Origin of the sequence: Amycolatopsis sp. NPDC005232, from assembly GCF_040607795.1 — a bacterium.
In the GTDB taxonomy this organism is placed as follows: Bacteria; Actinomycetota; Actinomycetes; order Mycobacteriales; family Pseudonocardiaceae; genus Amycolatopsis.
Window position 1 is genome coordinate 1 of the sequence record NZ_JBEXHL010000070.1, and the last position, 21207, is coordinate 21207.

Genomic DNA, 21207 nt, shown 5'->3' on the forward strand with positions numbered 1-21207 from the left:
CGGCGAGGAACCACAGGCGCTCGGCCGGGCGGCCGCACACGGAGCACGGGCAGCCGAAGGCGGCCGAGGGGCCGATCGCACCGCCCCAATCCGGAAGCCGGCGCGATCTCGCCGGTGGGTCGCCTCGGCAGGGTGAGTTGGGTTGAAGGCGCCTGGATCTGCCCGCTCGCCTGCCGTCCACGTTCCTCCTGGCTCTCACCTATCGCCCACCTCCTGGCCACCCACCGGCTGGCCACTCATCTCCTGCCCGCTCACCGGCTGGCCACTCGACTGCCGTGCGCCCGCGGGCGGCGGTGAGCAGGGGGTGGGCGGGGTAAGGAAGGGCGAAGTGGCCGGGTGGGTGGTTACCCGCCGCCGCGGTGGGACCAGGCGGCGATCTCGGTGCGGTTGGCCAGGTCGAGTTTGGCCAGGATGCTGCGGACGTGGCTCTCGACCGTGCGTTCGGAGACCACGAGCCGCTCGGCGATCGCGCGGTTCGCCAGACCGTCGGCGACCAGGCCGGCGATCTCGCGCTCGCGCGGCGTCAGCGGGCCGGTCGTGCTCAGCCGGCCCAGCAGCGCCTGGGCCTCGGCCGCGGCGCCCGGCATCACGAGCCGGCGCGCTTCGTCGAGAGCCTGACGCGCCAGGGAGCGGGCCTTGCCGGTGTCGCCGAGGGTCGCGAGCACCGCGGCCAGCCGCAGGCGGTTCTGCGCGACGAACGGCCGCGCGCCGACCCGTACGTTCGCCGCGATCGTGGCCTCGAACAGCCGCGCGGCCTCCTCGGCCCGGCCGAGCACCACGGCGAGGCGCGCCAGCCAGCTCGTGCCGCAGTCGCTGCAGTACACGCCCGCGCCGCTTGACAGCACCCGCTCGGCGGCCCGCAGCACGGGCTCGAGGAAGCGGGCCGTCTCGACGTCGCCGAAGGCCTCCACAAGCACCAGCAGGTTTGGCCCCACCCCGCTGGACCGCAGGTCGAAGCCTTCTTGACGCGCGAGGTGGCGCACGGCCTCGTACCCCGCGAGCGCCGCCTCGTCCTCCCCGAGGACGACGTGCACGAGGGGCCGGGACACCACGGCGATGGGCAGGGTCGGCACGGTGGCGAGCACCTCGTCGTAGTGCTCGTCGATCTCGGAGACGTCGCCGGTCACGAGCGCGAGCTGCAGGCTGAACGCGGACGACATGCCGAGCGCCGAGCGGTCGTCCGCCAGCTCGGCCACCGCCAGCTCCCTGGCCTGCCGGTTCAGCTCACGCGCCTCGGCGAACGCGCCGCGGAACGCGAGCAGCGACGTGCGTAGCCGCAGGTCGTGCCAGCGCACCAGAGGCAGCCGGCTCGTCGCCGCGAGTGCCGTCACGGCCGTGGTCTCGTGGTCGACCACGGCCATCGCCCCGGTCTCGAACGCGGCGTCGATGCGCCACTTGTGGCCCCACAGTGCGGAAAGCGGCTGCCGGTCGCCGAAGCGCACGGCCAGGGAGCCGAGCCGAAGCCGGTCGTCGAGCGGCAGCTCGATCGGGAGGACCTTGAACCGCGCACGCACGGCGTCGAGCAGGGCCTCGTCGTCGGTGCCGCGTTCGGCGAGCGCGAGCGCTTCGTCGGCCAGCCGACGGGCCTCCTCGGTGTGCCCGACATCGGCGGCGACCGACGCGGCCTGCGCGAGCAGCCGGGCGCGCAGGGCGTCGGGCACTTGCGCGCCGAGCGCCGTGTCGGCGAGTTTGCCCAGCCGGGGCAACAGTTCCGGTGCGGACAGATCTCGCACGACGAGTGCCGCGGCGGCGAGCGTCTCGGGAGTCTCCGCGCGTTCGGCCGCCTGTTCCGCGTGGTCGAGGGCCGGGCCGAAGCGGCCCGAGCGGTACTCGGCCGTGGCGAGGTCGACGAGCAGCTCGGCGAGCCCGTCGGTCCGGCCCGCTCGCCGTCGCGCGTCCACGGCGAAGGTCAAGAACCTTGCTGCCTCAGCGAAAGCCAGCGCCCGCGTCGCCTCGCGCGCGGCGACCACAGCCCAGTCGGCGGCGCGACCCAGCGTCGCCGGGTCGGCGGCCGACCGCAGCCAGTGCACCGCGACGACCCCGGCGTGGGCGGGATCGGCTTCGGCTCGCGGGGTCAGCGCCAGCGCCGCCTGGGCGTGCAGGGCCTCGCGCACGCCCTGGTCGAGGTCCTCGTAGACGCCGTCGCGCACCACGGCGTGCGCGAACCGGCGCCGCCCGGCCGCGACGGGCACGAGCACACCCGCGTGCACGACCTCGTCCAGCAACGGCACGACCTCGGCGGCCGGCCGGCCCGCGACGTCGGCGACCACGCCGCAGTCCACCTCCTCCCCCAGCACCGCCGCCACCGCGACCAGCTCGCGCACCTCCGGCGCGAGCCCGGCCACCGACGTCCGCACGAGGTGGCGCAGCTCGGCGCGCCCGCCTCCGGACCCGGCCGAGCGCGCGACCGCCCGCAGGTACAGGGGGTTGCCGCCGGAGCGGCGCAGCGCGTCGCGCACCTCGGCGTCGCCGACGGCCGCGCCGGCGACCTCGGTGAGGTACCTCCGAACGTCGGGCTCGGCCAGCGGCGCGACCGTGACCGCGTGCGTCGCGGGGCCGCCGAGCAGCTCGGGCAGTGTTTCGTCGAGCGTGGGGCCGGTGTCGCGGTAGGTCGCGAGCACCACCAGCCGCGAGCGGCGCAGCTCGCCGGCGAGGTGGCGCAGCAGCCGCAGCGACGCTTCGTCGGCCCAGTGCAGGTCCTCCAGCACCACCACGAGACCGCCGGGCTCGGCCGCGGCGACGAGGGCGTCGGCCGCCGTGGCGACGAGCCGGAACCGCGCCGCGACGAGGTCCGTGCCAGCGCGCCCGTCCAGGTCGGCGACAGCGCGGGCGACCTCGGCACCGGCCGTGGGGAGTGCCGACAGCACGCGACGCCAAGGCCACAGCGGTGGCGCGCCGGGATCGTCCACGCAGCGGCCCCACACCGTGGCGAGGCCGGCAGTGGCGGCCTCGGCGAGCGTGGTCTTGCCGATGCCGGCAGGCCCGCCGAGCAGCACCAGGGCACCCGTGCCCGCCGCGCCGGCGGCGAACCGGCCGCGCAGGTCGGCGAGCACCCCGGCCCGGCCGACGAACGGCACGGAGCCTGTCACGCAGGCAAGTATGCGCCGGGTTTCAGTGGTCCGTCTGCGTACTGGCACTGATGTCCGCAACGTCCGCGCGGGGCGAAGGTGGACCTCGTCGAACTTCCCACCCCAGGCCGAAGGAGCAGCATGTACGCCACCGTCCACCAGTTCCGGCGGAACACCGCCGACGAGAGCGGCGACTGGGGCCGGGCCCTCGCCGCGCAGCTGCACCCCGGTCCGGCGCCCCTCGGCGGGTGCGTGCTCGGCCAGGTCGCCGGCGTGCTCGGCGCGGCCGTCGCGTTCTGGCCCGATGCCGCGTGGGCGGACGAAGCCGCCGCGCACACCCGTCCCGGCACGACGTGGCTCGACACCGACGTCTACGAGGTCGTCTCCGCCGAGTTCGCCCCGGGCGCGCCGAACTACGCCCAGGCCAGCCGGTTCGCCGGGCCGCGCGACGAGGCGCAGGTCCGCGCCGAGGACTTCGCGGGCCGTGAGCGCCTCTGGCCTGCGGCCCGGCAGGTGCCGGGCATCGGTCCCGTGTTCGTGCTGCGCGCCGAAGACGGCGCGGGGCTCGTGCTCGGGTTCGCCGAGTCCGTCGCCGCGATCGAAGCCGTCCAGAAAGCGGTGCTGAGCACCGAGCTGCTGCCGGACGAGGACCCGGCCCTGCTCACCGGTCCCGAGCGGATCGACCTGCACCGCGTTTTCCACCACACCCTGCCCGCATCCGTCACCACCGGAGGTACCCGATGAGCACCCCCACCACCACCCGTCTGCGTCCCGGCACCTGGACCGTCCACACCGGACGGACGTCGGCCACGTTCACCGTGCGCAAGCTCGGTTTCCACCTCGTGCACGGCTCGATCCCCGTCCGGTCCGCGACGGTGCACGTGAACACCGCCGGCACGCCGACCGCCCTGCGCGCGGAGCTCGACCTGTCCGCGATCGACACGGGCAACCGCCGCCGCGACCGCGACCTGCAGAAGTCCCAGTGGCTCGACTGCGGCACGGAACCGACGATGACCTTCGCGTCCGGCGACATCACCACCTGCCCGGAAGGCTGGGCGGCGCAAGGGTTCCTGAGCCTGCGCGGCACCACGTGCCCGCTCACGCTCACCGTCGAGCGACCCGCCGACACCGGCCGCGGCTCGGTGCGCCTCCAGGCCCGCGCGACGCTCGACCGGGCACCGCTCGGCATGAGCGCGCCGCGCGCGATCGTGGGGCGCTACCTGGAAATCGGCATCGACGCGGTGCTCGTGGCGCCGCGCTGAGCACTCAGGCGGTCGCCTCGATCACGCGGCTCAAGACGGCGTGGAGGGCCTCCAGCTCGGAGACCTCCATGCCGAGCGCCTCGACCACGCGGTACGGGATCTTCTCGGCCTCGGCCCGCAGTGCGCGGCCCTTCTCCGTGAGCTCGACGGTGAGCTGCCGCTCGTCGGAAGCCTTGCGGCCGCGGGTGACGTAGCCCATCGCTTCGAGCCGCTTGAGCAACGGAGACAGCGTCGCGGGTTCGTGCCGCAGCGTGGCCCCGAGGTCCTTCACCGACCGCGGGGCTTTCTCCCACAGCGCGAGCATCACGAGGTATTGCGGGTGCGTCAGCCCGTACGGCTCCAGCAGGGGCCGGTAGACCGCGATGACGCTGCGCGAGGCGACTGACAGCGCGAAGCACACCTGGCGGTCGAGCTTCAGCGGGTCGTCGCCCAAGTCGATCTCTGCCACGGGGTCCTCCTCCTGGTCCGGGCCACCTTAACGGCTTCGGGTGTGGCCTCGGCTACCTTATCGATTAGCGCACTAATGATTAGTGTACCCTGAGGACAGCCGACAAGGAGGCGTGATGGACCGTCCGGGAGTCTTCCGCTGGTTCTGGTACGCAGTAGGCGGGCGTCTGCCCGAACGCTACCGGGACTGGATCCTGCACGACACGACGTCGAAGCACTGGAAGGCGCGGCACGTGCTGCGCAGTTCCGTGGGCCTCATCCCGCTGTGCCTCGTGTGGCTGCTATTGCCGGGCCCGCTGGCGTTGCGGCTCGCGATCGTGCTCATGGCGGCGCTGGTCGCGTACTTCTACTCGTCGGTGTACATGGAGGAAAGCATCGAGCACCGCCTCTCCCGCAACGGCTTCCCTCCCGGCACGGGCAAGCGCCTCCGCCGCGAGGCCGCCGAAGCCGCCGACGCCGACGCGAAGGCCCGCTACATCGCGATCTACCGCCAGAACACGGGCGAGTGACCGCTCCCGGCAGCGGTGCCGCCGGCCACGACTAGAGTCGGCGTCCGATGAGACGCAAGCTTCGCGGCCCGCTGCCGCCGCGCCACGGGCTGGACCCGGCGCGGCTGAGGATGCCCGACGAGGGCCCGTGGGGCACGTTGCTGGAGCACCTCGTGGAGCGGCTGCCGCGGGTGGACCCGGCGCGGATCGAACAGATGCTGCGCGAGGAGCGGATCTTCGGCCTCGACGGGCCACTCGGGGTCGACGCGGCGTTCGTGCCCGGCTCGTTCATCTGGTTCCACCGCGACCTGCCCGACGAGGTGGCGGTGCCGTTCGACATCACGGTCGTGCACCGCGACGAACACCTGCTGGTGGTCGACAAACCCCACTTCCTCGCCACGATCCCCCGGGGCAAGCACATCCTCGAAACCGCGTTGGTGCGATTGCGGCGCGACCTGGACCTGCCGGCGTTGTCACCCGCGCACCGCCTCGACCGCGTGACCGCGGGGCTGGTGATGTTCGTGATCACACCCGAAGTGCGCGGAAAGTACCAAACGATGTTCCGCGACCGACGCGTGAAGAAAGAATACGAAGCGATCGCACCGTACAATCCTTCGCTGGAGCTGCCGCGCACGGTCCGCAGCCACATCGTCAAGGAACGCGGAGTGCTTGCGGCACAGGAGATCGAGGGTCCGGTGAACGCCGAGACCCGCGTGGAACTGATCGAACACCGCGACGGGCTCGGCCGCTACCGCCTGCTGCCCGCCACCGGCCGCACACACCAGTTGCGCGTGCACCTGTCCGGCCTCGGCATCCCGATCCTCGGCGACGACTTCTACCCCGTGCTGACGGAAAAACCGCTCGACGACTTCACGAAACCGTTGCAGCTGCTGGCCAAGGTGCTGGAGTTCGACGATCCCGTGAGCGGCGAGCACCGCCGGTTCACGAGTTCCCTGCGCTTGACGGCGTGGGACTCACCGGACAAGTGGGCGGCGTCCCCGGCGCACTGAGCCCGAGGACGCCGCGCCGAACTCACTTCGTCCAGAACTTCACACCGCTCCACTGCACGGTGATCGGTCCCGCACCACTGCTGGTGCGGTACGAACCGAACTTGTCGTAATAACTACCGCTCGGGCTGTCGATGGTCTGCTTGAGCGAACCGTTGATGTACACCTTGTGCGTGCTGCCCACCTGGTTGATGGTGTTGACTCGCACGGAAGTGCCCACGGTGGCGCCGCTGGCGAGCGTCTGACCGCCCTCCACCGCGTACATCCGGCCGCCCTTTTCCACCGCCAGCAGAAAGTACGGTCCGGCGTTCGACCCGTCGCGGAAGGTCTGCTTCACGCTGATGCGCGTGCCGCTCATGCTGGTGACCTTGAAGGAGCCCTCGAACTGGTGCGTGCCGCCCGTGTACGTGTCGTACCGGCGCTCGGCGCGCTGGTCACCGCTGCCCGTGGAGCAGGTGAGCTGGAACGTGAGCCCGTTGATCTGCCCGCACCCGCGCTCCTGCTCGGAGAACCCCGGCGACCACGACTTCCACGGACCGGTACCGACCTGAGCATCGGCCACCGGAGCCACCACCGCAAGCCCGCACACGACCCCCGCGAGCACCCCGCCGAGGCGTAGTCTTCCTCGCACTTGCCAACCTCCGTACAACTCAGGGCGGCGGTAGTGGGACAGGTCCAGACCACTGCGTCGAACCTGGATGATCACTGTACGAGCACGGACGAAAACAGACAAGAGCCGGATTCACGACTCTTGACAGCTTTGTTTGTCAATGCTTGGCTCGGACCGTGCGGGACGTCGAGGTGATCGAGGACCCGGCTGCCGCGGCAGCCGCGCTGGACCCGGTCCGCGCGCGCCTGCTGGCGGCGCTGGCCGAACCCGCGTCGGCGGCCTCGCTCGCCACGCGCGTCGGACTCACGCGCCAGAAGGTGAACTACCACCTGCGCGCACTGGAATCCCACGGCCTCGTCGAGCCCGCGGGCGAGCGCCAGTGGGGCGGGCTGACCGAACGCCTCTTCGCCGCCACGGCCGCGTCGTATCAGGTCTCCCCCGCCGCGCTCGGCGACGCCGGCACGTCGGCGATGCAGCCCGACCGGCTCTCCTCGGCTTACCTGCTGGCGGTCGCCGGCCGGACCGTGCGCGAGGTCGCCGGTCTCGTGCGCCGAGCGGCGCGCGCCGGCAAACCGCTGCCGACTTTGGCACTGGACACGGAAATCGCGTTCCGCTCGGCGCGCGAGCGGGCGGCGTTCACCGACGAGCTGACCACGCTCGTGGCCGGGCTCGTCTCGCGCTACCACGACGAATCGGCTCCGGGTGCGCGGACGCACCGGCTGGTGGTCACCGCGCACCCGAAGCCGGCCGATCCGCCTACGCCGGCTGGATGATCACCTTCAGCGCCTGGTGGTCGGCGGCGTTGCCGAACACGTCGTAGGCCTGGTCGAGCTGGTCGAAGGTGAACGTGTGCGTGCCCATCTTCTCCGCGGGGATGCGGCCGCTCGCGACCATCTTCAGCAGCGTCGGGATCGACACGGTGTCGACGAGCCCCATGGTGAGCGTGATGTTGCGGATCCACAGGTCCTGCATGGGAAGTTCCACACCCACGCCGTGCACGCCGATGTTCGCGACGTGCCCGCCGGGCCGCACGAGCGCGGCGGCGGTCTGCAGGGTCTCGGGGTAGCCGACGGCTTCGATGGCGACGTCGACACCGAGCCCGTCGGTGTGCGCGAGGACCTCCGCGACGGTGTCGGGCCCGGCGGCGACCGTGTCCGTCGCGCCGAACTCGAGGGCCTTCTCGAGGCGGAACTTATTGGCGTCGATGGCGATCACCTTCGACGCGCCCCACAGGCCCGTGGTCAGGATCGCGGCAAGCCCGACCGCGCCGGAGCCGACGACGGCGACCGTGTCGCCCGGCCGCACCTCGCCCGCGAGCACGCCGACTTCGTAGCCGGTGGGCAGGGAGTCGGCGAGGAAGATGGCCTGCTCGTCGGTGACCTCGGCGGGCACGTGGTAGAGCGAGGTGTCGGCGAAGGGCACGCGGACGTACTCGGCCTGGGTGCCGTCGATGAGGTGCCCGAAGATCCAGCCGACGCCACCGACCGTGCGGCAGTGCGAGGGCATGCCCCGCTGGCAGTAGTCGCAGCGGCCGCAGCGCGTGACGGCCGGCACGAGCACCCGGTCGCCGACTTTGAAGCTGCCGACGGCGTCACCGACCGCCGTGACCGTGCCGACGGCTTCGTGGCCGAGGATGCGGCCGTCGGTGACCGCGGCGACGTCGCCGTGGAGGATGTGGAGGTCGGTGCCGCAGATCGTGGTGGTGTCGACTTTCACCACGACGTCGGTCACCTCTTTGATCGTCGCGTCGGGAACGTCTTCCCACGCCTTGTTTCCGGGTCCGTGGTACACCAGTGCCTTCATCGCCACCTCCGGGTCGGGACCGACTCTCGACGCTACGACGGGTCCGCGGCGTCGCCGGTCTCAAAATCAGACATCCGAACAGGTGTTCGATCCTCGTGTACGGTGGGGGCATGAGTCACGCACTTCAGGGATCCCTCTTCGGGTCCGGCTTCGAAGGCGCTGCTCTGGGTTCCCTCAACGGGATCCGGCGCACCGACCTCGGCCGCGGCGCGTGGGTCGACGTGCTGCCGGGCTGGCTGTCGGGGTCCGACGAGATTTTCACGCGCCTGGTCGCCGACGTCCCGTGGCACGCCGAGCAGCGGCAGATGTACGACCGCGTCGTCGCTGTGCCCCGGCTGCTCTGCTTCTACCGCGAAGACGAGACGCTGCCACACCCGTTGCTGACCTCGGCGCGCAACGCGCTCTCCGCGCACTACGCGGCCGAACTCGGCGAGCCCTTCCGCACCTCCGGCCTGTGTTACTACCGCGACGGCCGCGACAGCGTCGCCTGGCACGGCGACACGATCGGCCGGGGCAGCTCCGAAGACACGATGGTCGCGATCCTCTCGGTGGGCACCGCGCGCCACCTCGCCCTCCGCCCCCGCGGCGGCGGGGAGTCCCACCGCTACCCGCTGGGCCACGGCGACCTGATCGTGATGGGCGGTTCCTGCCAGCGCACGTGGGAACACGCCATCCCCAAGACGGGCAAGGGGGTGGGGCCGCGGATCAGCATCCAGTTCCGGCCGAAAGGGGTGCGTTAGCCGGTCGGCGGCGTGGGAAAGCCACGACGAAGCGCGCCACCGGAGTTCCCGGCGATGTCGATCGCCGCGAACGGTCCGCCGACGACACCGGCCCTGCGCGAGAGGTCCGTTGCAGCCGGCGGCCAGAAGCCCGGTGGCACCGGTCGTCACGGAGATCGGTGCCCTGCTGCCGCGCAGAGTCCGGCGAACTCGTGCGCGTGAAACGGTCGCCGGTCAGCCGAGGCGGCGGAAAAGTCCCGTCCGGAGCCGTTCTTCGCCGAATCCTCCGCCTCGCGAGCGTGGCGTCAGCGGACCAGCACCGGCAGTGAGTCGAGGCCGTAGACGATCGAGACCTTGCGGAACGCCAGTTCGTCCGGCTCGACGGCCAGCCGCAGGTCCGGGAACCGCTTCACCAGGGCCGGGTAGGCCGTGCGCAGCTCCATGCGCGCGAGCTCCGCGCCGATGCAGCGGTGGATGCCGTACCCGAAGGCCAGATGGGAAGACGGGTCGCGCCGGGGGTCGAAGCGCTCCATGTCGGTGCCCAGCGCGGCGTCGCGGTTGGCGACAGAGAGGGACACCAGCACGATGTCGCCCTCGCCGATGTGGACGCCCGCGATGTCCATGTCTTCCTTGGCGAAGCGCGGGAAGGCCATCTGCACCACGGTGAGGTAGCGCAGCAGCTCCTCCACGAACCGGTGCACGGAGTCGTCGTCGCCGCGGACCGCGTCGAACGCGGCGGGGTCGCGGAGCAGCACCAGTGCGCCGAGGGCGAGCATGCTGGCGGTGGTTTCGAGGCCACCGGTGAGCACGCCGTCGGCGAGGCCCGCGAGCTCGAGGTCGTCGATCTCGTCGCCGTGTTCCTTGATGAGCATGCCGAGCAGGCCGTCGCCCGGTTCTTCGCGCTGCTTCTTGACGATGTCGAGCAGGTAGGTCAGCGATTCCGAGATCGCGCCCAGCGACGCGCCCGCGCCGCCGAACAGGTCGAAGCGCGCGGTGCTCAGGCGCTGGAAGTCGGCACGGTCCTCATAGGACACCCCGAGCAGCTCGCAGATCGTGAGCGACGGGATCGGGAGCGCGAACGCCTCCCACAGGTCCACGGGCCCCTCGGCGGCGGCCATCGCGTCGAGCTGTTCGTTCACGATCTCGTCGATCCGCGGCGTGAGGCGGTTGAGCCGGCGCATGGTGAACTCCGGCGTGAGCAGCTTGCGCAGCCGCGAGTGCACCGGCGGGTCGGCAAAGCCCAGCCCGCCCGGGTTCTGGTCTTCGGTCACGCCCGCGTTGCCGACGAGGTTCGTGAAGTCGTTGCTGAACTCCGAGACCTTGCCGAGAACGGCCTTGGACTCCTCGTAGCCGGTCACGAGCCACGCGTTCATGCCGAACGGCAGGTCGATCTTGCTGATGGGCTCCTCGGCCCGGCGCTGCCCCAGCGACGGCACGGGGTCCAGCCCCACGCGCCGAAGCGGTTCCAGCGCGGAGTCGGGAAGGAACGCCATCTTCTCGAGGTCGAAACCTCGCTTCTGCTGCCTCGCGATGTACCGGCGACCGGCCCAGGCGAGGATTCGCGAGCGGAGACTCCCCATGACAGCGACACTACCTCACGCCGCCGTTCGGGTGATCGGCGCGGAGACAGCCGTCACCTGCGGTTCGGGATCACGACATGCGCCGTGACCCGGCCGTGACCAGCGGTGTGGGAGCGGGGACGCGGCACCGGCTCAGGTCCGGCGGGCGCCGATCGCGCCGATCCATCCACAGTGGACACCGCGGTCTCCATCGGAGGGCGGAAAGCCCCGGCGTTCTCAGGTTGCCGGGGCCTCCGAGCGTGTTTCGGACGCGCCGACCCTTCCGGGTGAACGTGACGATTCGCACGCCCTGCACGAAAAGACGTCAGGCGCGGTTGTTCACCCAGCCCTTAACCGCGCCGGCGCACTGGTAGCGGACGACCACGTGTGACTTGCTGGCGTAGGCCCCGCTGGCCCCGGCGAGATCCCACGGCCCCGGCCGGTCCGCGTCGACCTTTCCGCCGGCCTGGACGGTGACCACGTCCCGGCCCGCGACACCGGGGGTGTCCCCCACGAGCGAGATGCCGTCGAGGGTGATCGGCTGGTCGTAGCTCGACGCCAGCCGCAGGTACCGGCCGCCGTTCACCGGAATGTGGAGCTTGCCCCACTCGCCGGGCTCGGTCGCCTCTCCGCGGTCACTGCTCATGTCCTCGTCCTCCTCTTCTCCCGGGGTCTTGAGTGCGCCGAAGTGCGCCGTCGTGTAGCTCTCATCGAGATCGACTCCGGCCGCCGAGATGCCCGGGATGGTCCCGGACGAGCTGTACTGGTGGATGTCGTAGCGGCCGGCGGTGGCGGCGGGCCGTGCGCCGTAGCGGGCGATCCAGATCACGAGACCGGGGATGCCCCAGCGATCCGGGCGCAGCAGCGTGGCGAGCGCGTTGTTCATGTACACGCCGGGCCGGAACCCACGAGCGTCGATCCGTTGGCAGAACGCCCTGCCGAACGCGGCTTTCTGGCTGTCCGGGATGTTCTGCGCCCCCGAACCGGGCGGGTTGTCCTCCAGGTCAAGCATCGGGACGCAGCCGGTGGCGCCGAGCCGGATCACCTCGCCGAGGAGGATGTCGGCCTGCGCCGCGGCGCCGGGACTCGCCTGGACGAAGTGGTAGCCGCCGACCGGGATGCCGACGGACCTGGCGCCGTTCACCTCGTTGTCGGCGCGGCCGCCGGCGGGGGTACCGCCACCGTCGGAGAGTTTGACGTAGACGAACGTGACGCCGGCCTGCTTGACCGCGGGCCAGCTGGTGACGGTCTGGAACCTGCGGTAGATGTCGATGCCGAGCGCCATCAGGAACCGCCTTCCGTGACGTAGGTGGGCGCCGGGTGGGTGCCGCCGAGCTCGCGAACGGCGTCGACCACGCGGTGGTTCCACCATTGGCGCGTCGTGCCGCGCGGATGTCGGCCACGCCGGGCCAGCCGCGTTTCCGCCCGCGGCGCGGCGACCCGGTCGGCTCCGGTGGCGGTGGCCGTGTTCGTCGGCACGACTGCTCCCCCAGTTGCTCAGCTTGGGACGATTTGTCCGTTTCGCGAGTTGGAGCTGCCTTGTAACCTGCCACGCGCGCCACGCGGACGACACCGCCACCATGGGTATTCGCCTCCTCCGAACGCAGGAGGCCGGAGCCACGGGGCAGCGCCACGACGGCGAGTGAGCCAGTCCGCTTTCGCCTGTCGCGCAGCGGGTTCACCACGAAATCGTCAGGGCCGGGCCGAGCCGGGCGCCGGTTCGTCACTACCAGTCGTCCGAAGCAGGTTCAGACGTCTCGCCCACACGAGCGCGACCGGATTGTCGGTGTCGTCATCCAGAATGGTGATGGCCGAGGAGAGGAGCTCTCCCCCCGGCGTGAACGTGTCGGCGCCGAAGCCCGCCCGGAATGGGCGCGACGAACGACGCCGCGCCGTGAGACGCTCGGCTCACGAACCCGGAGGAAACGGACATGACTGCGGCGCTCATCGGACGGGAGCACCCCGCCTCGGTGTTGCGCGCGGAGCTGGCGCGCGCGACCGCGAGCCACGGCGGCCTGGTGCTGGTCACAGGCGAGGCCGGCATCGGCAAGACCACGCTCGTCACGGGCCTGGCCGACGAGGCTCGCGAACGCGGGGCGCTCGTGCTGGCCGGCACGTGCTGGGAATCGGGCAGCGCGCCCGGTTACTGGCCGTGGGTGCAGGTCGTGCGTGCGCTGCGCCGGGCCGCTGAGCCGCACGAGTGGGCTGCGGCGGATTCCGCGACCCTGTCGGCGCTGCTCGGCGAATCACCCGAGCCAGGCGACGCGTTCCGCCTGCACGACGCCGTCACGAGCGCGCTCATCACGCTCTCGCACGACCGGCCTGTGGTCGTGGTGCTCGACGACCTGCACTGGGCCGACCCCGCGTCGCTGCGGCTGCTCGACTTCGCGGCGCGCCACACGTGGTTCGAGCGGCTGCTGCTGATCGGCACGTACCGGGACGTCGAGGTCGACGCGCCCGGTCACCCGCTGCACCAGCTCGTGCTGCCGCTCGTCGCGAAGGCCACCACCGTCACGCTCACCGGACTCGACCCCGCGCAGGTCGCCGAGCTGATGGGCCGCACCGCGGGCACGGACCCCGGCGCCGAGCTGGCCGCCGACGTGCACCGCCGCACCGGCGGCAACCCGTTTTTCGTCGAGCAGACCGCGCGGCTCTGGCGCAGCGGCAGCCCCGTCTCGGCCGTCGCGCCGGGCGTGGCCGACGCGTTGCAGCGCCGGCTTTCGCTGCTGCCGGCCCAGGTGGCGGACCTGCTGAGCGACGCCGCCGTGCTCGGCCGGGAGTTCTCGCTGCGCCTGCTCGCCGCGGTCGCCGGCGCACCCGTGCCGCAGGTCGACCACCTGCTCGGCCAGGCCGTCGCGACGCGGCTCGTGGTCGCGCTCGGCGAAGGCCGCTTCGCGTTCGCCCACGACCTGGTCCGCGAATCGCGCTACGCCGGCCTCGGTGGCGAAGGGGCGGCCCGCCGGCACGCGGCCGTCGCCGGCTCCGACCTGGTCGGTCCCGCCGAACGCGCCCGGCACGCCTACCTGGCGGGCGCCCTCGTCGAGCCGGCCCGCACCGTCGAGCTGCTCTTGGCGGCCGCCCGGGATGCCAGCGCGCGCCTCGCCATCGAGGAGTCCATCGGCCACCTGCGGCGCGCGCTGGAACGCGCACCGACCTCCCGCACGCGTGCGGTCGTCCAGCTGGAACTGGGCACACTGCTCTGGCGCGTCGACGACAAGGACGAGGCCTGGGCGCACTTCGAAGGCGCCGTCGCGAGCGTGCGCGAACTCGACGACGCGGAGCTGCTCGCGCGCGCCGGCCTCACCCTCGCCCGCGTCGACCCGGGCGGCGCGCGCCACGAGCTCGTGTCCGGACTCCTGCTGGAAGCCCACCGCCGTCTGTGCGCGGGCACGCCGGCCGAACAGCTGTCCCTCGACCGCGTCACGCTCGAGCTCACGGCCCGCGCCGCCATGCTCGCCCGCGACGACGAAGACGACCACGCGCTCGCGTTCTCCCTGTGGGCCCGCCACGACGCCATCTGGGGCCCCGGCAGCGGCGCCGAACGCGAACGGCTGACGGACGAACTCGCAGCCGTCGCCCGGCGCACCGGCGACCGCGAGAATGAATACTTCGCGTCGTCGCTGAAGTGGGTCGCACTCCTCGAACAGGGCGACCCGCGCTACCTCGACCAATTCCGCTCGTTCCAGGCCCTGACGGAAAACAGTGGCCTGCGCGGCGCCGAACTGGCCGCGAAAATCGACCGCAGCGTCATCTGCGCCCTGCACGGCCGCTTCACCGACTCGGACGTCGCGTTGCAGCAGGCGCTCGACGCGCACCTCGGCCTGAGCGAACGCGAGTTCGGCTTCATGGGCGACCAGTTGCGCTGGAGCGCTCTGTTGCTGCAAGGCCGCTTCGCCGAGCTGGCCGACCTGCCCGCCCGCATGAGCGACGCGGGGCACTCCCACCCAGGCCTCCTGCGAGCCCTCGCCGCCGCCCACGCCGGCGACGCCGCCGCCACCCGCGAGCTGCTCGCCGAGGCCACCGCGGAAGCCCCGTACTCCCGCGAGTTCACCCCGCTGTGGCTACGCTGCCAGGCCCAGGCCGCCGCGGTGCTGGGCGACCGCCCGGCCGCCGAACGCCTCCTGGCCGAGCTCGCGCCGTACTCCGGCGAATGGCTGGTTTCCTTGTACGGCTGCGATCTGAGCGGCCCCGTCGACCTCTGGACCGGTCTGCTCGCCGCGACCCTCGGCGACCACGACCTCGCCGTCGACCTTTTCACCTCCGCCGCCCGCTCCGCCGACCGCCTGCGCGCACGCCCGTGGTCGATCGAAGCCCGCAGCCACCTCGCCACCGCCTACCAGAACCTGGGCGACACCCACCGCGCGGCGGAACTCTTCGACACCGTCACCGCGGAAGCCACATCGCTGGGCATGCAGCACATCCCCGCCCGCGTCCGCTCGGCCCGCACAGAACCGTTACCCCTCAACGAGTTCCGCCGCACCGACGCCGTCTGGTACCTCCGCTACGCCGGCCACGAAACCCGCGTCCCCGACTCCAAAGGCCTGCGCGACCTCCACTTCCTCCTCGGCCGCCCCGGCACCGACGTCCCCGCCGTCCGCCTCCTCGCCCCCGAGGCCGACGTCGCCCCCACCTTCACCGGCACCCCCATCCTCGACGACACGGCCAAAGCCGCCTACCGCCACCGCCTCACCGAACTCGACGCCGCCATCGACCACGCCACCACCCTCGGCGACGACACCCGCGCCGCCACCCTCGACACCGAACGCGCCGCGCTCCTCACCGAGCTCCGCACCTCCTCCGGCCTCGCCGGCCGTACCCGCCGCCTGGGCGACGAATCCGAACGCGCGCGCAAAGCCGTCACCGCCCGCATCCGCGACGCCATCCGCAAACTGGCCGACCTGCACCCCACCCTGGCCGACCACCTCCACGCCACCATCACCACCGGGTCGAGCTGCTCCTACCACCCACCGACCCCCACCACCTGGCGCCTGTAGCCCAAGGCAACCGGCAACAGAACGCACGCGCCGTGGGCGGGTGGGGGAAGTGGCCCGCCGCATTCTTTCCAGCGAGCCGAGCACTCACTTCCTGTTGTACAACCGCATAGTCCACGTCCCGAACACCAAAGTCAGCACTCCAGCCGCGATCAACGTCCACATGATCGCCCCGAAGTCCCAAGCCCCGGCCATCATCGACCGAACCCCGCTCACCAGCTGCGTAATCGGGTTCAACTCGACGAACACCTGCAACCACCCCGGCATCGTCGACGGATCCACATACACGTTCGACAGAAAAGTCAGGGGCATGATCACCATCATGCTCACCCCCATCACCGACTTCTCCGACCTCAGCAGCAGCCCGAACATCGTCCACACCCACGACAGCCCGAACGAGAACACCAGCAGCAGCACAACCCCAGCCACCACACCCCCGAAACCACCCGGCGGCCGGAACCCCAGAATCAACCCCACGACCATGATCACCACAGACGCGATCACGTACCGCAACGCGTCCCCCAGCAAATACCCCACCATCGCCGAGGGACGCCAGATCGGCAGCGTCCTGAACCGGTCGAACACGCCCTTCTCGATATCCGTATTGACAGCCAACCCCGTGTACATCGTGATCATCACAACGCTGGACGCCAAAATACCCGGCAAGAAAAACTGCAGATACTGCGAAGGAGAACCCGCCAAAGCACCACCGAACAAATATGTGAACATCAACGTCATCATGATCGGAAACGCCGTGACGTCGAACAACTGCTCCGGCACATGCTTGATCTTCAACACCGCCCGCCGGCCGAAGGTGATCGACGTCGACAGCGCGCTGGGCCTGGGCGGCCGTTCCACCGCCACCAGCAACGCGGCCAAATCCTCGACCTTCGGCGCCGCCAGCTCGACATCAGCCTCGCGTACAGTCGTCACACCGCCACCTCCTCACTTGCCGGACGATCAGTCAGAGCCAAGAACACCTCATCGAGACTCGGCTGACCCAACGAAAACGTGTCAACAGTGATGCCGGCCCGCGCCAGCTCCGCGAGGGCCCGCGAGGCGCGTTCGGCCGAGCCGAGGTGCTCGTCGGCCGACAATCGCGCCGTCAACGCCACCGGATCCGGCTCCAACTGCACCGTCGCTTCCAGCGTCCGCCCCAAAATCTCCGCCGCCGCCTCGCGCTGGCCGGCATCACGCAACCGCAAATGCACAGCCCCGACGCCGACGGAAGCCTTCAACTCGCCTTTCGTCCCCTCCGCGATCACCTTCCCGTGGTCGATCACCGCGATCCGCGACGCCAGCTGATCCGCCTCGTCGAGATACTGCGTAGTCAGCAACACCGTGGTCCCCTGCGCGACGATCGCCCGCACGATGTCCCACACCTGGTTGCGGCTGCGGGGATCCAGCCCCGTCGTCGGCTCGTCGAGGAACAACAGATCGGGCGTGTTGAGAATGCTGGCCGCGATGTCCAACCGCCGCCGCATGCCACCCGAATAGTTCTTCACCTGCCGCGCCGCCGCGTCGGTCAACCCGAACGCCTCCAGCAACTGCGCCGCACGCGACCGGGCCGCGGGCTTGCGATGCCCGAGCAGCCGGGCGAGCATCACAAGGTTCTCGGTGCCCGTGAGGTCCTCGTCGACCGACGCGTACTGCCCGGTGAGGCTCACGCGGCTGCGCACGGCATCGGCTTCGCGCACCACGTCCTTGCCGAACACGCGCGCCTCACCGCCGTCGGGCCTGGTCAGCGTCGCCAGCATGCGCACGGCGGTGGTTTTGCCCGCGCCGTTGGGGCCGAGGACGCCGTAGACGGTGCCCGCGGGCACCACGAGATCGATGCCGTCGACCGCCCGGGTCTCCCCGAACACCTTCACGAGCCCGGCGGTCTCGATCGCCGGCTCGGCGGTGGCACTGCTCATGTCTGTCCTTCCCCGTTCTTGTTCGGCCACAGTCGGTCAGCCACAGTCGATTCACGCGCCGTCGGTTCACGCGCAGTAGGGCCGCGCCCGCCGCCCGTCGCGCAGGGCGAGCCCCCACCAGACGAGCTCGTCGAGCAACGTCGTCACGGCGTGCCCGTACCGCTCCGGATCGGGGCGGAAACCACCGTCAGACACGCGGGCTTCGAGCAGGTCGAGGCACACCGCGTCGCGCAACGTCGCCGTGTGCAGCTCGGTGAACACCCCACGAAGCTGCTCCACCGCGTAGCGGCCCGCGGCGCGGTAGCCGTAGGAGACGAATCCGACCGGTTTCGCCCGCCACTCGTCGTACGCGCAGTCGATGGCCTGCTTGAGCGACGCCGGGAAGCTGCGGTTGTACTCCGGTGTGACGACCACGTACGCCTCCGCCGCGGCGATCCGCCGCGCGAACCCGGCCATCGCCGGCGTCGGCCGCGCGGGGTAACACGCCGGGATCGCGAAGTCGGCGAGGTCGACCACGTCGAGGTCCAGCCCGGTGCGCGCACCGGCCCGCTCGACGAACCACCGGCCGACGCCGCCACCCACCCGACCCTCCCGGGTGCTGGCGACGACCACGGCCACCCGCAGCTTCTCCTGCACACCCTCAGGGCGCCAGATGCGCGCGAGCCGCCGCCAGATTCGATCTGGCGGCGCGCGTCAGGCGTAGAACGGGTGCGGCCGCGGCCGGCCCGGCCCACCGCGCGTGCCGCACGTCAAGCACGGGCGAGACAAGCGCGGCGGCGCCGACCAGCATCGCGACGCCGGCGGTGAAGCCCTCCCGCGGGTGAACAACGGCTTGCCCGCCAGCAGCACCACGACACGACGTTCACGGCGCCGACGCCAACTTGTTCCAGCCGGGACCGGTCCCGTGCCGACGGCGCCTGCTGAAACGTTTCATCATCGTGTTAGGCTGGCCGCCCCAAGGGCGAGGGGAGGGCCGTGGTCGGCATCAAGGAAGTCGCGAAGCGCGCAGGCGTTTCGATCGGCACTGTGTCCAATGTGGTCAATCGGCCCCACGTCGTCGCGACGGCCACGCGCAACCGGGTGCTGTCGGTCATCCAGGAGCTCGGGTACGTGCGCGACGAGTCCGCGCGGCAGCTGCGCGCCGGGCGTTCGCGGATCATGGCGCTGCTCGTGCTCGACCTCGGGAACCCGTTTTTCGTCGACGTCGCTCGCGGCGCCGAGGAAGCCGCCCACGCGCAGGGGATCAACATCATCACGTGCAACAGCGGGCAGCGGGTGGAGACCGAGGCGTCGTACCTCGCGATGCTCGCCGAGCAGCGCGTGCGCGGCGTGCTGCTGAGCCCGGTCGACACCGCCGGCGACGCGATGCAGGCGTTCCGCCGTAGCGGGATTCCGTACGTGTTCGTGGACCGCAAGGTGCCCGCGGACGAGGCGAGCTCCGTGTCGGTCGACGACGTCGCGGGCGGCGCGCTGGCCGCCCGGCACCTGCTGGAGACCGGGCACCGCCACATCGGGTTCGTGAACGGTCCCACCATCCTCACGCAGTGCCGCGACCGCGACGCCGGCGTGCGCTCCGTGCTCACCGGTTCGGGCGCGCAGTTGTCGGGGGTGGAGGCGATCGGCCTCGACGTCGCGTCGGGCCGCGACGCGGGCGCGCGCCTGCTCGGCATGAGCCCCCGGCCGACGGCCGTGTTCTGCGCCAACGACCTGCTCGCGCTCGGCGTGCTGCAGGCGATGGTCGGCGCCGGCGTGCGCGTGCCGGACGAGATGGCCATCGTCGGCTACGACGACATCGAGTTCGCGGGCGCGGCGGCCGTCCCGCTCACGTCCGTGCGCCAGCCCGCGTTCCGGCTCGGGCGCACGGCCGCCGAGCAGCTGCTCGCGGAGACGGAGGAGAACCCGGCGCCGCACCGCGAAGAGGTCTTCACACCGGAGCTGGTGGTGCGGGAGTCGACGCGCGTTCGCCGGTAACTGTTTACACCGGGGTGTACAGAGCGCTATAAACACTTTCGTGGACACCGGCCGCAAGCTCCTGCCCCGCGCCGAACGCCGCGCGCAGATCCTCGCCGCGGCGCGGACGGCCTTCGCCCGCGACGGCTACGCGGCCACCACGATCGAGCAGGTCGCCCGCGAGTCCGGCGTGACGGCGACGATCATCTACCGCCACTTCGCCGGCAAGCCCGACCTGTACCGCGCAGTGCTCGACGACGTCCGCGACCGCCTGCGGGTGGCCACGTCGGGCCGTCCTGACCTGGTGCGTGCGGCGGTCGCCGCCGCGGCCTCCGATCCGGACGGCTTCCGGCTGCTGTTCCGCCACGTCGCGCGTGAACCGGAGTTCGACTCGTGGGCCGCCGACTTCCGCGCGCGGAGCTCCCTGGTCGCCGAATCGGCGCTGCCGGCGGAAATCCCCGATCCTGCGCGCCGGGCTTGGGCCGCGACCTTGCTGACCACCCTCTCGGTGGAAACGATCCTCACCTGGCTCGACGCCGGCCGTCCCGCTTCCGAGGAGACGGTCGCCACCGCCATCGACGCCGCCTCCGCCGCCCTCATCGCGACGATCGGAGCACCATGACCTACCACGACGTCGGCCGCTTCGACGCCCGCGCCGACACCTACGACAAGCCGACCCTGCAGGGCTTCTTCGGCGCCGTCCACCGCGCGACGCTCTCCTTCGCCGCCGCTGCCCCGCCCCACTCGGTCCTCGACGTGGGCGCCGGCACCGGCGAGCTCCTCGCCCTGGTCCACGCCCGCTTCCCGGATGCCGCTCTGTCCGGTGTGGACCCCGCGTCCCGCATGCTCGCGCGGGCACGCGAAAAGCCTTTTCCGGCGACGCTTTCCGTCGGCACTGTGGAATCCCTCCCGTATCCTTCTGGGAGTTTCGACCTGATGCTGTCGACGATGTCGTTCCACCACTGGGCCGACCCCGCCCAGGGCCTCGCGGAAATCCACCGCGTCCTCACGCCGGGTGGCACCGCCGTCGTGGCCGAACACTTCACCCGCGGGTGGCTGCGCTTTGCTTCCCGCGTCCTGCCCCGCCGCAACCGCACGGAGACTGTGCCGGAAGTAGTCGCACTGGCTCGCAATGCGGGCCTCGACTTCGCCGGCCAAGCCACCGTCTTCCACTTGGCTGGGCTGCCTTTCATCACCGCCGTGCGGCTGCGCAAGCCACAAGCTCCTGGGTAACAACACAAGAACCGTGTGCGGGCCTCCAGCCGTCGGGAGACAGACCCCCGCCCTCCCTGGGCAGGGTTCCGGCAAAGTCTTTGGGCCTGGTTGTAGGGCGGGCACGGTCTCTGTTGATCATGTGATTGTCGAAGTCCCATGATCGTGAGAGAGC

Annotated in this window: 20 protein-coding genes; 10 read left to right on the forward strand and 10 right to left on the reverse strand. The window is 71.3% G+C overall.

All coding sequences use genetic code 11. The features are described from left to right. Window positions 1-344: 344 nt before the first annotated feature. Window positions 345-3089 (reverse strand): AAA family ATPase, encoded by a 2745-nt coding sequence (locus tag ABZU76_RS50630; protein WP_354885396.1) that lies wholly within the window; start codon window positions 3087-3089, stop codon window positions 345-347. 120 nt (window positions 3090-3209) lie between these two features. Between ABZU76_RS50630 and ABZU76_RS50635 the strand changes: the two genes are divergently transcribed. Then, window positions 3210-3812, forward strand: a complete 603-nt coding sequence (locus tag ABZU76_RS50635) for a hypothetical protein (protein WP_354885399.1) — start codon at window positions 3210-3212, stop codon at window positions 3810-3812. Next, window positions 3809-4330: a YceI family protein gene (locus ABZU76_RS50640; RefSeq protein ID WP_220238878.1), complete on the forward strand. Its 522-nt coding sequence runs from the start codon at window positions 3809-3811 to the stop codon at window positions 4328-4330. The genes ABZU76_RS50635 and ABZU76_RS50640 overlap by 4 nt, the downstream gene beginning before the upstream one ends. Window positions 4331-4334: 4 nt before the next feature. Here the strand turns inward: ABZU76_RS50640 and ABZU76_RS50645 are convergent, their stop codons facing one another. Beyond that, window positions 4335-4778 carry a MarR family transcriptional regulator gene (locus ABZU76_RS50645; protein ID WP_354885402.1) on the reverse strand — a complete coding sequence of 148 codons (444 nt, stop codon included), beginning with the start codon at window positions 4776-4778 and terminating at the stop codon, window positions 4335-4337. 115 nt (window positions 4779-4893) lie between these two features. Between ABZU76_RS50645 and ABZU76_RS50650 the strand changes: the two genes are divergently transcribed. Both ABZU76_RS50650 and ABZU76_RS50655 read left to right on the forward strand, forming a co-directional pair. Beyond that, window positions 4894-5286, forward strand: coding sequence for a DUF5313 domain-containing protein (locus ABZU76_RS50650; protein ID WP_354885405.1), 393 nt, complete (start codon window positions 4894-4896; stop codon window positions 5284-5286). Between the two features lie 47 nt (window positions 5287-5333). After that, window positions 5334-6275, forward strand: coding sequence for an RluA family pseudouridine synthase (locus tag ABZU76_RS50655; RefSeq protein ID WP_354885408.1), 942 nt, complete (start codon window positions 5334-5336; stop codon window positions 6273-6275). Window positions 6276-6297: 22 nt separating this feature from the next. On the opposite strand, the gene ABZU76_RS50660 is transcribed toward ABZU76_RS50655, so the two are convergent. Next, window positions 6298-6903, reverse strand: coding sequence for a hypothetical protein (locus ABZU76_RS50660; RefSeq protein ID WP_266118377.1), 606 nt, complete (start codon window positions 6901-6903; stop codon window positions 6298-6300). Between the two features lie 155 nt (window positions 6904-7058). Here ABZU76_RS50660 and ABZU76_RS50665 point away from each other — a divergent pair, with 155 nt between their 5' ends. Continuing rightward, window positions 7059-7655, forward strand: coding sequence for a helix-turn-helix domain-containing protein (locus tag ABZU76_RS50665; protein ID WP_220238873.1), 597 nt, complete (start codon window positions 7059-7061; stop codon window positions 7653-7655). On the opposite strand, the gene ABZU76_RS50670 is transcribed toward ABZU76_RS50665, so the two are convergent. Further along, on the reverse strand, window positions 7639-8685 hold the full coding sequence (locus tag ABZU76_RS50670) for an alcohol dehydrogenase catalytic domain-containing protein (protein ID WP_354885412.1): 1047 nt from the start codon (window positions 8683-8685) through the stop codon (window positions 7639-7641). The genes ABZU76_RS50665 and ABZU76_RS50670 overlap by 17 nt on opposite strands. A gap of 110 nt (window positions 8686-8795) precedes the next feature. On the opposite strand from ABZU76_RS50670, the gene ABZU76_RS50675 reads away from it, so the two are divergent. Continuing rightward, on the forward strand, window positions 8796-9425 hold the full coding sequence (locus ABZU76_RS50675) for an alpha-ketoglutarate-dependent dioxygenase AlkB (RefSeq protein ID WP_354885415.1): 630 nt from the start codon (window positions 8796-8798) through the stop codon (window positions 9423-9425). 284 nt (window positions 9426-9709) lie between these two features. Here the strand turns inward: ABZU76_RS50675 and ABZU76_RS50680 are convergent, their stop codons facing one another. The 3 genes from ABZU76_RS50680 to ABZU76_RS50690 form a co-directional block, all read right to left on the reverse strand. Further along, the gene (locus ABZU76_RS50680) at window positions 9710-10984 is read right to left on the reverse strand and encodes a cytochrome P450 (RefSeq protein WP_354885418.1); all 1275 of its coding nucleotides are present in this window, start codon (window positions 10982-10984) and stop codon (window positions 9710-9712) included. 304 nt (window positions 10985-11288) lie between these two features. Next, complete coding sequence (locus ABZU76_RS50685) at window positions 11289-12248, reverse strand: GH25 family lysozyme (protein ID WP_354885421.1); 960 nt, start codon at window positions 12246-12248, stop codon at window positions 11289-11291. Beyond that, window positions 12248-12442, reverse strand: coding sequence for a hypothetical protein (locus tag ABZU76_RS50690; protein ID WP_354885424.1), 195 nt, complete (start codon window positions 12440-12442; stop codon window positions 12248-12250). The genes ABZU76_RS50685 and ABZU76_RS50690 overlap by 1 nt, the downstream gene beginning before the upstream one ends. Window positions 12443-12894: 452 nt before the next feature. Between ABZU76_RS50690 and ABZU76_RS50695 the strand changes: the two genes are divergently transcribed. Next, window positions 12895-15957: an AAA family ATPase gene (locus ABZU76_RS50695; RefSeq protein WP_354885427.1), complete on the forward strand. Its 3063-nt coding sequence runs from the start codon at window positions 12895-12897 to the stop codon at window positions 15955-15957. An 84-nt stretch (window positions 15958-16041) separates the two neighbouring features. On the opposite strand, the gene ABZU76_RS50700 is transcribed toward ABZU76_RS50695, so the two are convergent. The 3 genes from ABZU76_RS50700 to ABZU76_RS50710 all read right to left on the reverse strand — a co-directional run bounded on the left by ABZU76_RS50700 (window position 16042) and on the right by ABZU76_RS50710 (window position 18506). After that, window positions 16042-16887: an ABC transporter permease gene (locus ABZU76_RS50700; protein WP_220238866.1), complete on the reverse strand. Its 846-nt coding sequence runs from the start codon at window positions 16885-16887 to the stop codon at window positions 16042-16044. After that, a complete protein-coding gene (locus ABZU76_RS50705; RefSeq protein ID WP_354885430.1) occupies window positions 16884-17870 on the reverse strand; it encodes an ATP-binding cassette domain-containing protein in 987 nt (328 codons plus the stop codon). Before ABZU76_RS50705 ends, ABZU76_RS50700 begins: the two co-directional genes overlap by 4 nt. A 66-nt stretch (window positions 17871-17936) precedes the next feature. After that, window positions 17937-18506, reverse strand: coding sequence for an NAD(P)H-dependent oxidoreductase (locus ABZU76_RS50710; protein ID WP_354885433.1), 570 nt, complete (start codon window positions 18504-18506; stop codon window positions 17937-17939). Window positions 18507-18845: 339 nt separating this feature from the next. On the opposite strand from ABZU76_RS50710, the gene ABZU76_RS50715 reads away from it, so the two are divergent. Genes ABZU76_RS50715 through ABZU76_RS50725 form a run of 3 tightly spaced genes read left to right on the forward strand, consistent with a single transcriptional unit; the run spans window position 18846 to window position 21053 of the window. Continuing rightward, complete coding sequence (locus tag ABZU76_RS50715) at window positions 18846-19841, forward strand: LacI family DNA-binding transcriptional regulator (protein ID WP_354885436.1); 996 nt, start codon at window positions 18846-18848, stop codon at window positions 19839-19841. 40 nt (window positions 19842-19881) lie between these two features. Beyond that, complete coding sequence (locus tag ABZU76_RS50720; RefSeq protein ID WP_354885439.1) at window positions 19882-20442, forward strand: helix-turn-helix domain-containing protein; 561 nt, start codon at window positions 19882-19884, stop codon at window positions 20440-20442. Then, window positions 20439-21053: a class I SAM-dependent methyltransferase gene (locus ABZU76_RS50725; protein ID WP_354885441.1), complete on the forward strand. Its 615-nt coding sequence runs from the start codon at window positions 20439-20441 to the stop codon at window positions 21051-21053. The genes ABZU76_RS50720 and ABZU76_RS50725 overlap by 4 nt, the downstream gene beginning before the upstream one ends. Window positions 21054-21207: the final 154 nt, after the last annotated feature.

Bases quoted from the DNA above. Each gene is read 5' to 3' on its own strand.
- ABZU76_RS50635 (WP_354885399.1), top strand. From the start codon at position 3,210: ATGTACGCCACCGTCCACCAGTTCCGGCGGAACACCGCCGACGAGAGC.
- ABZU76_RS50640 (WP_220238878.1), top strand. From the start codon at position 3,809: ATGAGCACCCCCACCACCACCCGTCTGCGTCCCGGCACCTGGACCGTC.
- ABZU76_RS50650 (WP_354885405.1), top strand. From the start codon at position 4,894: ATGGACCGTCCGGGAGTCTTCCGCTGGTTCTGGTACGCAGTAGGCGGG.
- ABZU76_RS50655 (WP_354885408.1), top strand. From the start codon at position 5,334: ATGAGACGCAAGCTTCGCGGCCCGCTGCCGCCGCGCCACGGGCTGGAC.
- ABZU76_RS50670 (WP_354885412.1), bottom strand. From the start codon at position 8,685: ATGAAGGCACTGGTGTACCACGGACCCGGAAACAAGGCGTGGGAAGAC.
- ABZU76_RS50675 (WP_354885415.1), top strand. From the start codon at position 8,796: ATGAGTCACGCACTTCAGGGATCCCTCTTCGGGTCCGGCTTCGAAGGC.
- ABZU76_RS50680 (WP_354885418.1), bottom strand. From the start codon at position 10,984: ATGGGGAGTCTCCGCTCGCGAATCCTCGCCTGGGCCGGTCGCCGGTAC.
- ABZU76_RS50685 (WP_354885421.1), bottom strand. From the start codon at position 12,248: ATGGCGCTCGGCATCGACATCTACCGCAGGTTCCAGACCGTCACCAGC.
- ABZU76_RS50695 (WP_354885427.1), top strand. From the start codon at position 12,895: ATGACTGCGGCGCTCATCGGACGGGAGCACCCCGCCTCGGTGTTGCGC.
- ABZU76_RS50705 (WP_354885430.1), bottom strand. From the start codon at position 17,870: ATGAGCAGTGCCACCGCCGAGCCGGCGATCGAGACCGCCGGGCTCGTG.
- ABZU76_RS50725 (WP_354885441.1), top strand. From the start codon at position 20,439: ATGACCTACCACGACGTCGGCCGCTTCGACGCCCGCGCCGACACCTAC.